Here is a 10,854-nt window from a genome sequence, read left to right on the forward strand (position 1 = left end):
GGTGGAGCGGGTCAGCGGCGGGCGGCGGCCCGGGGGAGCACCACGTCGTCGAGCCACTCGGCCACGCGCCGGTCGAGGGCGTCCGGGTCGGCGGTGCGGGCATCGACGTTGTCGGCGCGCAGCTCGAGCACCGGGAAGCCGGCGGCCTCGAGCCCGCGCGTGGTGAAGAAGCCGCCGCGCGGGTCGTCGGAGACCAGGTGCACGACCCCGTCGATCCCGTGGTGGCGGGCCTCCTTGACGTACCACTCGACCGACCAGGGCGGGGTGTAGAGCTGGTCGGAGAAGCAGGCGAAGCGGGCGGCCAGGGCGCGCAGCGGGTCGTCGCCGTAGCGCAGGTAGCCGTCGGCGGCGATCGCGAGGTACATCGACCAGACGAACACCGCGCCGTGGCTCTCCTGGAACCGCCGGTAGAAGTCCAGGTCGAACCACAGCCCGCGCCCGATGAACATCAGCCGGGCCCGCTCGTCGACGCCGACCCCGGTGCCCGCGGCGACCCGGGCGGCCACCTCGTCGTGGAACGCCTTCGCGGCCTCGACGCCCCACCTGGTGCCGCGGTGCCACTGCGGGACCATCACGCTCGGGATGCCGTCGGTGACCTCCAGCGGGCACGGCCGGGCCGCGGCGATGAGGTCGCGGGTGCGCCGGTTCCACTCCTCCTGCTCGTTGACCAGGTCCATGACCTCGCGGAACCGGGTCTCGGAGAACACCCGCCCCGTGGTGGTCTCCAGGAACCGGATGAGCCCTTCCAGCTCCCCGACGAGCAGGTCGAGGCGGTCGGAGCCGATGGCCTCCTCCCACCGGTGCGGCATGAGCTCCCACCAGCGCTCCGGCACGGCGTTCTCCGCCGCGCTCTCCAGCGCGTAGAACGTGGTGCCCGGCTGCTCGCCCCAGATGTCGAAGACCTTGCGGGAGGCGTCCCCGGTGGTCTCGGCCAGCACGATCGTCGGCCGGGGCAGCCCGCCCCACGGCGCCGAGGTCGGGTCGGGTTCGAGCACGTCGCCGAGGGGGAGGGCGTTGTACTGCTCGCTGTCGTCGGGGTAGCCGTGGGCGCGCAGCCGCCGCAGGTGATCCTCGCCGAGCCGCTTCGCCGTGATGATCGAGGCCCACCACTGGTTGACCACGTAGGGGATGCCCATCGCCCGGAAGATCTCCTGGGGCGCGTCGGCGTTGACGAGCGCGAGCGGCGCCCCGGCGGCGACCTCGGCGCGCAGGTCGGCGAACCACTGCTTCTGGTGGCGGGTGGCGCGCAGGGCGCTGTCGAGCCGGGTCATGCCGCGGCTCCGCGCGGGCGCAGGCCGGCGAGCGCGTCGAGGTCGACCCGCCCGTAGGGCTGGTGGTCGACGAGCACGGCCGGCAGGCCGGTGGTCGCCCGCTGGGCGGGGAAGTCCCAGCGCGGCGCGTCGTCGTGCACGCGGACGTACGACACGAGCGCCTCGGCCCCGCACGCCGCGGCCGCCGCGGCGGTGTGGGCGGCCCGCTGCCGGATGGACGCCGCGGCCGCGGCCGGACCGTTGTGCTGGTACCGCTCGGCGAGCGCGAGCTCGAGCAGCGCCGGGTCGGCGGGCGGGTCGACGCGGCGGTGGTGCAGCAGGTCGCCCCAGTCGTGGTCCTCGCCGACGACGAGCAGCCCGGCCCCCTCGAGCGCGGCGTAGACGGCGGGGTGGTCGTGGCTCGAGCCGGTGAGGAACACCCGGGTTCCGCCGTGCTCCGGCAGCGCGTCGGCCTCGGCGAGCAGCGCCTCGAGCAGCTCCGCGGCGCGGTCCGGCGGCAGCGCGGTGGTCGCGGCGACCACGGCGAGGGCCTGCGTCCCGGTCAGCCGGGCCGGCCGGGATCGGCGCAGCGCGGCGACCCGTTCGAGCAGCGCCCGCACCCGGTCGTGGGTCGCGACGGCGGTGGCGAGCGCGTCGTCGGTGACGGCGGCGCCGCTCCACCGTTCCACCTGCGCGCGCAGCTGCCGGATCTTCGCCAGCACGTAGCGGGTGGTGGTGCGGTGTGGCAGGTGCAGCACGTCGACCAGGTGCGCCGGGGGCAGGCCGATCCCCGGGTCGGTGCGGTGCAGCTCGCGCACGGCGTAGAACAGCCGCAGCGACGCCTCGCAGTCGTGCGAGACGACCAGCGCGTCGAGCCGCCCGTACGCCCCGTCGAGCAGCCGGGTGAGCACGGAGCGGGCGACCGGGTCGAGGCCGCGGCCGAGGTAGCGGTCGCCCGGGTCCGAGGGTGCGTCCGGGTCGCCGGTGAGCCGGACGGGGAGGAAGCCGGCCGCGGTGAGCACCTCGACCGGCACGTCGGCCCCGACGTAGCCCGCGACCGGGCGCCCGGCGGCGGCCCACTCGCGGGCCGCGGCCGTGCGGTCGGCGGCGAGCGCGGTGAGCTCGTCGAGCGCGCCCATCAGATGACGGCCTGCTCGGCGAGCTCGGCGAGCGCCTCGGGGCTGTAGCCGAGCAGCTCGCGGTAGACGTGGTCGTTGTGCTCGCCCAGCGCGGGGGCCGGCCGGTCCAGGCTCGTCCGCGCGCCGGAGAACCGGATGGGCACGCCGGTGGCCACGACGTCGGCGACCGCGCCGAGCCGCGGGTGGACGAGCGGGACGACCTCCTCGCGCTCGCGCACCAGCGGGTCGCGGACGGCTTCGCGCGGCTCGCGCACCGGGGCGGCGGGCACCCCCTCCGCGGTGAACGCCGCCACGATGTCGGCCACCGTCCGCTCCCGGCACCAGTCGCGGATCAGCGCGTGCAGCTCGTCGGCGTTGCGGACGCGGGCGTCGCGCTGGCCGAACCGCTCGTCGGCGGCCAGTTCGGGGCGGCCGATCGCGCGGAACACGCCGTGGGCGAACGCGTCGGTCGGCGCGCACAGCGCGACGTGCCCGTCGGCGGCGGGCAGGATCCCGAACGGCGCCAGCCGCGGCACCATCGAGCCGGTCCGCTGCGGCATCCCGACCGCCTCGAGCGCGTCGAACGGCTCGCAGGCGATCAACGAGGTGAGCGCGCCCAGCATGGACACGTCCACGTGCTGGCCCTCGCCGGTCTGGTCGGCCTGCAGCAGCGCGGACACGGTGCCGATCACCGCGAACAGCGGGGCGAGCAGGTCGCCGATCGGCAGCCCGAACCGCACCGGGCCCTCGCCGGGCTCGCCCGCGGTCATCATCACGCCGGACAGCGCCTGCACGATCGCGTCCATCGCCTTGCCCGACCCGGGCCCGCCCTGCGCGCCGAACCCGCTGATCGAGGTGTAGACGATGCGGGGGTTGATCTCTCGGACCGCCGCGTAGTCGATGCCGAGGCGCCGGGTGACGCCGGGGGAGTAGTTCTCGACCACGACGTCGGCGTCGCGGACGAGGTCGGCGAACACCGCCTTCCCGCGGGGGTCTTTGAGGTTGAGCGTGACGGACAGCTTCCCGCGGCCGCGCACCAGCATCGACAGCGACATGTCGTCGTCGTGGGTGCGGGCGACGGTCAACCCGCCCGGCCCGTAGTAGGGGGCGTTGGTCCGGGCGACGTCGCCGCCCGCCGGCTTCTCGACCTTGATGACCGTGGCGCCGAGGCCGGCGAGCAGCAGCGTGGCGTACGGGCCGGCGAGTGCGGTCGTCAGGTCGATCACGGTCCGGCCCGCGAGGGGCTGGTCGGTCATGCGGTGCTCTCCTTCGTGGAGCCGGCCCCGGCGACGAGGACCTCGGCGCCGCGGCGGACGAACTCGCCGTTCAGCCCGGCGGTCCGGGTGATGGAGGCGACGTAGTCCGCGACCCGTGCGTTCTCCGGCCCTTCCGGAAGGGGCACGGGTCGGCCGGCGTCGTCGATCCAGCAGGGGACGAAACCGGCTTCGACGAGGCCGTTCTCGTCGAACCGGCACACGGCGACCACCGTGTTGCGGCTCTCGGGGTGGAACGGGTAGTAGGGCAACGCGGGGTCGGGCTCGAACCCGTACAGCTCCTTGCGCCGCTTCGCCCACGTCAGCCGCTCGGGGCTGTCCGCGCCGTCGCCCGGGGTGAGCGCACGGGTGACGGTCACGAAGTTGCCCAGGCCGTGGAAGATCGGCCGGCCGCGGTGCACCTCGATGCCGCGCATGATGTGGGCGTGGTGGCCGAACACGGCGTCGGCGCCCGCGTCGATCGCCGCGCGGGCCACCGGCTTCTCGTACATCGCGATCGCCGCCGGGGTGTGTCCGATGCCCTTGTGCAGCCCGACGAGCACGACGTCGGCCTCGGCGCGCAGCCGCGCCACGTCGTCGGCCATCGCGTCCAGGCTGTCCGGGTCGGCGAACGTGTAGGTCTTGGGCGGGCTGCCGGGGCTTGCGTAGTCGAGCTCGTAGTGGGTGAGCACGTGCACGTAGGCGCAGCCGGCCTTGCGCGAGGTCGCCCACGACTCGCGGGGGCCGACGCAGTTGTACGACAGCACCCCGACCCGCAGGCCGCCGCGCTCGACGATCGCGGGCGTGCGCGCCTCGGTGAGGTTCGCCCCGGCGCCGGTCGGCACCATGCCCGCCTTGCGGGCGTGGGCGACGGTGTCGGTGACCCCGACCGGCCCGGCGTCGGCGATGTGGTTGCCCGCGAGCGTGACGACGTCGACGCCCGCGTCGGCGAGCGCGTCCAGCGCCGCCGGGTCGGCGGGCGGCGCGGGGACGTCCGTGCTCACCTCGGTGGTCGTCGTGGAGTGCGGGACCTCGACGTGCCCGACGGTCACGTCGGCGGACCGCAGCAGCGGCGCGGCCGGCGCGAGGAAGCCGGCCGGGTCCGGTTCGTCGAGGATCAGGTCCCCGACCGCGGCGACGGTGATCACTCCGGCGTCCTCCCGGGTGCGGTGTGGCGGGACAGGAAGGCCCGCAGGCGCGGGCTCTGGGGGCGGCCGAAGAACTCTGCGGGCGGGCCGGCCTCGACGATCCGCCCGGCTTCCATGAACACGCACCGGTCGGCGACCTCGCGCGCGAACGCCATCTCGTGCGTGACGACGATCATGGTCAGGCCGTCGGCGGCGAGGCCGCGCAGGACGGTGAGGACCTCCTCGACCAGCTCCGGGTCCAGCGCGCTCGTCGGCTCGTCGAACAGCATCACCCGGGGCCGGGTGGCGAGCGCGCGGGCGATCGCCACCCGCTGCTGCTGGCCGCCCGACAGCTGCCGCGGGTAGTGGTGGGCGTGGTCGCGCAGGCCGACCCGGTCCAGCAGCTCCATGGCCTCGCGCTCGGCGTCGGCGCGGCTGCGCCCGTGCACCCGCACCGGCGCCTCGGTCACGTTGCGCAGCGCGGTGAAGTGCGGGAACAGGTGGAACTGTTGGAACACCATCCCGATGCGGCGGCGCTGGGCGGCGACGCCGCGCGGGGTGAGCGGGCGCAGCCCGCCCCGGTGGCGCTCGTAGCCCAGGAGCTCGCCGTCGAGGTAGATGGCTCCGGCGTCGATGTCCTCGAGCTGGTGCACGCACCGCACGAGCGTCGACTTGCCCGACCCGGACGGGCCGACCACGACCACGACCTCGCCCTCTGCGACCTCGAGGCTCACGCCGTCGAGGGCGGCGTGGCCGCCGAATTCCTTGCGCACCTCGTGCAGCCGCAGCACGGGCGCGGTGCCGGTCGCGGCCGCGGCCTTCCCGGCCGCGGCGGTGAGCGCGTTGCCGGTCACCGGTCCACCTCCACGGGGTTCGCAGCGGCCGGGCGCCGTACGCCGGTCGGGCGCTCGTGGCCGCGGGCGAAGCGGCGCTCCAGGCGGCGCTGCCCCGCGGTGAGCACCGTGACCAGCGCCAGGTACCAGATGCAGGCGACGATCAGCATCGGCACGATCTGGTAGGTGCGGTTGTAGATCACCTGCACCGCGTGCAGCAGGTCGGACATCGCGATCACGCTCACCAGCGCGGTTCCCTTGAGCACGCTGATGAACTGGCTGCCGCTCGGCGGGATGATCACCCGCATCGCCTGGGGCAGCACGATGCGGAAGAACGTCTGCGCCGGCGTGAAGCCCATCGCGCGCGCGGCCTCGCGCTGCCCGAGGTCCACGCCGAGCACGCCCGCGCGGATGATCTCCGCCATGTAGGCCGACTCCACCAGCGAGAGCCCGATGACCCCGGCGGTGAACGGCGTGATCACCTCGTTGGCGTCCCACGACACGAGCGTGGGGCCGAACGGGATGCCGATCGAGATCCGCGGCACGAGATAGGCCAGGTTGAACCAGAAGATCAGCTGCACCAGCGGGGGGATCCCGCGGAACACGCCCACGTAGAGCGTCGCGGCCCAGCGCACCGGCCCGAAGTCCGACAGCTGCGCGGCGGCGAGCGCGCCGCCGACGGCCGAGCCGATCGCCATCGCCAGCACCGCGAGCAGCACCGTCGTGCCCACGCCCGCCAGCACGCTCGGCTCGAACAGGTACTGCGCGACGACGTCCCACTCGAAGCGCTCGTTGCCCACGAGGAACGCGAGCACCTGGGCGGCGAGGACCGCGAGCACGGCCCCGGTGACCCACCGCCACGGGCGCACCCGGCGCCGCGAGGTCGCGACGTCGTCGGTGCCGAGGTGCTCCGGCGCCACCGCCGCGGCGGTCATTGCGCGCCCTCGGCGGTTCCGGCGTTGAGGATCGGTTCGGGGACCGTCACGTCGGTCAGGCCCCACTTCTGCATGATCTCGGCGTAGGTGCCGTCGGCGAACAGCGCGCGGAACGCGTCCAGCATCACCGGGCCGAGGCCGCTGTCCTTCGGCACGAACAGCGCGAGGTTGTCGGTGGTGGCGCCCTGCTCCTCGGTCTGCGTGACGTAGGTGAACCGGTCCGGCTGCTGGCTCGTCACGTCGATGGCGGCGGCCTGGGTCATGCCCGCGGCGTCGGCGCGACCGGACTCGGCGGCGAGCAGCGTCTCGTTCGTGTCGGTCAGCGCGATCGTCTCGACGGCCGGCCGACCGATCCGCCCGCAGTACTCCGACAGCTTCGCCAGCTGCTCCTCGGTGATGCTGCCCGCGGTCACGGCGACGCGCTTGCCGCACAGGTCGTCGGACGCGGCGATGCCCGCGCTGGAGCCCGCGGGGATGACGTACGAGCTCCGCGTCGTCATCCACGTGACCGTGTCGAACTGCTGCTCGCGCTCGGCCGTGGCCTTGACCGGCCCGTTGAACGCGTCGTAGCGGCCCGCGAGCATGCCCTGCAGCGCGGCCGGGAGCCCGTCGACGATCAGCGTCTCGGTCCGGACGCCGAGCACCCTCCCGAGCGCGGCCTGGAAGTCCGCGTCGACCCCGCTGACCGAGCCGTCGGGGTTCACCGTGCGGTAGGGCGGGTGCGAGTCGCCTGCGAAGCGCAGGACGCCTGCCTGCTTGATCTCGTCGGGGAGCGCGGCGTGCAACTCCGGGATCGCCCCGGCGGGCGGCGCGGCGTCCGGTTCCGCGGCCGGTTCGGCGCCGCACGCCGCGACGGCGAGCAACGGGACGAGCACGGCGGCGGCGAGACCCCGCAGCAGGCGGGGCGCGCGGACGGGGTGGCGCATGGCGGATCTCCCTGCGTTGGGTCTGACCGAGCCACGATCTGTCGTTGGCGGCGACGAGCGTCGGCCAAGATGTCGCCAATGTCAAGTCTCCTTGCATTCGCGCGCTCGCCCGATCGGATCGGCGCCCCGACCCGTACGCTGGGGCGCCGACGCCGCCGACGGCAGGACGGACGACAGGAATGACGCCGATCGACTTCCCGCGCGCCCAAGAAGGGCCGGAACCCCAGTTGCTGCTCACGTCGCTGCTGGGCGACTTCTGGTACTGGCGCGACGAGCACATCCCCTCGACCGCGCTGGTCCGCCTGCTCGACGAGTTCGGCATCACCGTCGACGGGGCGCGCGCCGCGATGCGGCGGCTGGCCGCGCGCGGCCTGCTGACGGTCGTGCGCAACGGGCGCACCACCGCCTACGGCATCCCGGCCCGCACGTCCGAGGTCATCATCGAGCGCACCCACCGCATGCTGACCTTCGGTGCCACGGCCCCGGCGTGGGACGGGCAGTGGACGGTCGTGGCGTTCTCGGTGCCGGAGCAGGACCGCGACGTCCGCACGGCGCTGCGCGCGCGGCTGCGGCTGCTGCGCTTCGCGGCCCTCTACGACGGGGTGTGGGTGTCACCGCACGACACCGGCGCCGACGCGCGCGCCGTGCTCGACGAGCTCGGCATCGCCACCGCCACCGTGCTGCGGTCGACGGAGGTTCCGGGCGGGTCGGCGGCGGGCAGCCCCCGGGCGGCGTTCGACCTCGAACCGCTCGCGAAGGAGTACCGGGGCTTCGCCGAGCACTACGAGCCGCTGCTGGCCGAGGTGGAGGCGGGCCGCATCGGGCCCGCCGACGCGTTGCGCCTGCGCACCCGGCTGCGCGTCGACTGGCGCCGCTTCCCCGAGACCGACCCCGACCTGCCGGCGGAGCTGCTGCCCCCGGACTGGCCGCGCCCGCAGGCGCAGCGGGTGTTCGTCCAGATCTACGACCGGCTCGGGCCGCTCGCGGAGCTGCGGTTCCGCGAGATCCTCGCCCGCACCGACCCGGAGCTCGCCGCGCTCGCCCGCCACCACGACTCCGCGACCGTCGCCGAGCTCTACGCGGGGCTCGGGGACCGGCGCCCGCGCGGCGACACGCCGTTCGAGCGCGCCGCCGAGGCGCGCCGGCTGGCCGAGGCGGTCCCGCCCCGCCGGTCCCGCAGGCGCAGCCCCCGGCAGGGCCGAGCGCCGGCTCAGGTGTAGGCCAGCAACCGGCCGGCGACGATCACCGCCATCCACGACGAGGCGGAGACGGCTCCGGCCAGCCGGGCGCGACCCGGGGGCGGGGCGTCGACGTCCCAGCGCGACACCGTGCGGTAGACGCCGCCGTGGAAGGCCGCGACGTTGGCCCCGGCGAGCACCAGCAGCCCCAGCTTCCACGGCGCGGCGGCGCTGGCCGCCACCGCAGACGCCCCGGAGACGAACATCGCCGCACCGGACACCGCGGCGAGGCCGAAGCCGAACCGGGCCAGCGGCAGCAGGTGGCGGGCCGCGGTGGTCACCGCGAGCCGGTGCCGGCCGACGCCCAGCAGGCGCAGGTCGAACGCGATCGCCGGACCGACCAGGAGCGCGATGCCGATGAGGTGGACCGACTCGAGCGACGAGTACACCCACGGGGTGGTGCGGACCGCCTCGCCGAGCGCGGTGCGCTCCAGCCACGAGTAGAGGTCGGTCACGCCTCAGCCCCGGCCCGCGCGGCGCACCGCGTACCCGACGCCGCCCGCGACCGCCGCGGCGCCGATCACCACCCACACCGCAGCGGGCGGGCCGCCGCCCTGGTCGGCCGCGGGCGCGGTGGCGGCGGGCCCGGTGGCGGTGTCCTGGGCGGCAGCGGCGCGCGGCGCGTCCGGGAGCGGCACCGAACGCTGCCGCACCACCTGACCGTCCTGCAGCACGATCAGCTCGGGCCGCAGGTGGGTGTCGTCGTCCCGGCCGAGGTAGCCGACGGCCTGGATGGTCTCCCCGGCCCGGACCTCGCCCTCCATCCCCCACGCGGCCAGCCGCTCGACGGGGGCGAGGTCGAGGTGCAGCTCGGCGGCGCCGCCCTCGTACGGCCGGGTCGCCGCGAGCACCTCGCGACCGCCGATCTCCTCCAGCTCCGGGGGGATGTCGAGGTCCGCCCAGCCCGCGGGTACCGCAACGGGCCGGTCGACCTCGATCGTGACATCCGGGTGCGGGTTGCCCCAGCGGACGTCCACGACCGTGCCGGAGACGTACCGGGCCGCGGTGGTGTCGTACTCGTCCCACCCGTGGTGCGCCGCCGCGGGCGTGGCGAGCAGCAGCGTGAGCGCGCAGGCCAGGGCGGCGGGCAGGACGAGGGTCGACAACGTGCGTCGCATGGGGCACGAGCGTGGCCCGCCGACGGGGCGCGGGCCGCGTTGTTCACCGGGGTCGTCGCAACTGATCCAATCGGGATATGAATCTGGACCAGCTCCGCTACGTCGTCGTCCTCGCGGAGGAGCTGCACTTCGCCCGGGCCGCGGCCAGGCTCGGCGTCCACCAGCCGCGGCTGAGCCGGCAGCTGCGCGCGCTGGAGGACGAGCTCGGGGTCCGGCTGTTCGAGCGCACGACGAGGGAGGTGCACCTCACCCCCGCGGGCACGGCGTTCCTCGCCGAGGCCCGCCTCGTCCTGCGGCACGCGGAGCGGGCGGAGCGGGTGGCGCGGCAGACCGGGCGCGGGGAGGTGGGCAGGCTCGCCATCGGCTTCGTCGGCTCGGCGGGCCAGCGGATGCTGCCCGGGCTGCTGCGCCGGTACCGCCGCAGCTATCCGGGCGTCGAGCTGGAGCTGCGGGAGGCGACGAGCAGCGAGCAGGTCCGCGACCTGGTCTCGGGGCGGTTGGACGTCGGCATCCTGCACGCCGGGCCGAGCGGGGTGGACCACCCCGCGCTCGCCTCCCGCGAGGTCTACCGGGACGAGCTGGTCGTCGCCATGAACCGGCGCCGCCCCCAGGCGCACCGCGATCCGGTGCCGCTCCGCAGCCTGGCCGAGGAGGCGTTCGTGCTCTTCCCGCGGCGGCTCGGCCCCGCGCTGCACGACCGGATCGTGCGCCTCACCCGCGACGCGGGCTTCGAGCCGCGGGTGGCACAGGAGGCCGTGCAGATGCAGACGATCATCGGGCTGGTCGCCGCCGACATCGGGGTGTCGATCGTGCCGGCGAGCGTGGCTTCGCTGCGGCGGCCCGACGTCGTGTTCCGCTCGCCCGCGCCGAAGGCCGATCCGATCTCGCTGCACCTGGCGTGGCGCCGCGGCGAGTCCAACCCGCTGGTGCGCACCCTGCGGGCCCTCGTCGCTCGCGCTCCGGCGTGACCGTTCCCTCGTCGAGGGTTCTGCCGGGGAACCCGATGGCGACGAGGCACCGCGGGATCGAGGCGATCAGCGGGGCGGGACCGACGCG

The 10,854-nt window shown here is 75.2% G+C and carries 11 protein-coding genes; 2 read left to right on the forward strand and 9 right to left on the reverse strand.

What is annotated here, in order from left to right:
* Nucleotides 1–11: 11 nt before the first annotated feature.
* The 7 genes from VKZ81_RS12805 to VKZ81_RS12835 are packed head-to-tail and all read right to left on the reverse strand — an operon-like array spanning nt 12 to nt 7,442.
* A complete protein-coding gene (locus VKZ81_RS12805; protein WP_324241737.1) occupies nt 12–1,271 on the reverse strand; it encodes a 2-hydroxyacyl-CoA dehydratase family protein in 1,260 nt (419 codons plus the stop codon).
* On the reverse strand, nt 1,268–2,389 hold the full coding sequence (locus VKZ81_RS12810; protein ID WP_324241738.1) for a 2-hydroxyacyl-CoA dehydratase family protein: 1,122 nt from the start codon (nt 2,387–2,389) through the stop codon (nt 1,268–1,270). The genes VKZ81_RS12805 and VKZ81_RS12810 overlap by 4 nt, the downstream gene beginning before the upstream one ends.
* Nucleotides 2,389–3,624 (reverse strand): CaiB/BaiF CoA transferase family protein, encoded by a 1,236-nt coding sequence (locus VKZ81_RS12815; RefSeq protein ID WP_324241739.1) that lies wholly within the window; start codon nt 3,622–3,624, stop codon nt 2,389–2,391. The genes VKZ81_RS12810 and VKZ81_RS12815 overlap by 1 nt, the downstream gene beginning before the upstream one ends.
* Nucleotides 3,621–4,769, reverse strand: coding sequence for a CapA family protein (locus VKZ81_RS12820; RefSeq protein ID WP_324241740.1), 1,149 nt, complete (start codon nt 4,767–4,769; stop codon nt 3,621–3,623). Before VKZ81_RS12820 ends, VKZ81_RS12815 begins: the two co-directional genes overlap by 4 nt.
* Nucleotides 4,766–5,602 carry an amino acid ABC transporter ATP-binding protein gene (locus tag VKZ81_RS12825; RefSeq protein ID WP_324241741.1) on the reverse strand — a complete coding sequence of 279 codons (837 nt, stop codon included), beginning with the start codon at nt 5,600–5,602 and terminating at the stop codon, nt 4,766–4,768. The genes VKZ81_RS12820 and VKZ81_RS12825 overlap by 4 nt, the downstream gene beginning before the upstream one ends.
* Nucleotides 5,599–6,516: an amino acid ABC transporter permease gene (locus VKZ81_RS12830; protein WP_324241742.1), complete on the reverse strand. Its 918-nt coding sequence runs from the start codon at nt 6,514–6,516 to the stop codon at nt 5,599–5,601. Before VKZ81_RS12830 ends, VKZ81_RS12825 begins: the two co-directional genes overlap by 4 nt.
* On the reverse strand, nt 6,513–7,442 hold the full coding sequence (locus VKZ81_RS12835; protein WP_324241743.1) for a transporter substrate-binding domain-containing protein: 930 nt from the start codon (nt 7,440–7,442) through the stop codon (nt 6,513–6,515). The genes VKZ81_RS12830 and VKZ81_RS12835 overlap by 4 nt, the downstream gene beginning before the upstream one ends.
* Nucleotides 7,443–7,621: 179 nt before the next feature.
* Here VKZ81_RS12835 and VKZ81_RS12840 point away from each other — a divergent pair, with 179 nt between their 5' ends.
* A complete protein-coding gene (locus tag VKZ81_RS12840) occupies nt 7,622–8,662 on the forward strand; it encodes a PaaX family transcriptional regulator (protein WP_324241744.1) in 1,041 nt (346 codons plus the stop codon).
* Here the strand turns inward: VKZ81_RS12840 and VKZ81_RS12845 are convergent.
* Together VKZ81_RS12845 and VKZ81_RS12850 are read right to left on the reverse strand one after the other, a co-directional pair.
* A complete protein-coding gene (locus VKZ81_RS12845; protein WP_324241745.1) occupies nt 8,653–9,135 on the reverse strand; it encodes a hypothetical protein in 483 nt (160 codons plus the stop codon). The genes VKZ81_RS12840 and VKZ81_RS12845 overlap by 10 nt on opposite strands.
* A gap of 3 nt (nt 9,136–9,138) precedes the next feature.
* A complete protein-coding gene (locus tag VKZ81_RS12850) occupies nt 9,139–9,798 on the reverse strand; it encodes a DUF6152 family protein (protein ID WP_324241746.1) in 660 nt (219 codons plus the stop codon).
* 77 nt (nt 9,799–9,875) lie between these two features.
* Here VKZ81_RS12850 and VKZ81_RS12855 point away from each other — a divergent pair, with 77 nt between their 5' ends.
* Complete coding sequence (locus tag VKZ81_RS12855) at nt 9,876–10,766, forward strand: LysR substrate-binding domain-containing protein (protein WP_324241747.1); 891 nt, start codon at nt 9,876–9,878, stop codon at nt 10,764–10,766.
* The last annotated feature ends 88 nt before the right edge of the window (nt 10,767–10,854 follow it).

It is taken from the genome of Pseudonocardia sp. (assembly GCF_035305885.1).
Taxonomy (GTDB): Bacteria; Actinomycetota; Actinomycetes; order Mycobacteriales; family Pseudonocardiaceae; genus Pseudonocardia.

What these genes read in the sequence shown, in the direction of transcription:
- VKZ81_RS12805 (WP_324241737.1), bottom strand. Translation starts at nt 1,271, where the DNA reads ATGACCCGGCTCGACAGCGCCCTGCGCGCCACCCGCCACCAGAAGCAG.
- VKZ81_RS12810 (WP_324241738.1), bottom strand. Translation starts at nt 2,389, where the DNA reads ATGGGCGCGCTCGACGAGCTCACCGCGCTCGCCGCCGACCGCACGGCC.
- VKZ81_RS12815 (WP_324241739.1), bottom strand. Translation starts at nt 3,624, where the DNA reads ATGACCGACCAGCCCCTCGCGGGCCGGACCGTGATCGACCTGACGACC.
- VKZ81_RS12830 (WP_324241742.1), bottom strand. Translation starts at nt 6,516, where the DNA reads ATGACCGCCGCGGCGGTGGCGCCGGAGCACCTCGGCACCGACGACGTC.
- VKZ81_RS12835 (WP_324241743.1), bottom strand. Translation starts at nt 7,442, where the DNA reads ATGCGCCACCCCGTCCGCGCGCCCCGCCTGCTGCGGGGTCTCGCCGCC.
- VKZ81_RS12840 (WP_324241744.1), top strand. Translation starts at nt 7,622, where the DNA reads ATGACGCCGATCGACTTCCCGCGCGCCCAAGAAGGGCCGGAACCCCAG.
- VKZ81_RS12850 (WP_324241746.1), bottom strand. Translation starts at nt 9,798, where the DNA reads ATGCGACGCACGTTGTCGACCCTCGTCCTGCCCGCCGCCCTGGCCTGC.
- VKZ81_RS12855 (WP_324241747.1), top strand. Translation starts at nt 9,876, where the DNA reads ATGAATCTGGACCAGCTCCGCTACGTCGTCGTCCTCGCGGAGGAGCTG.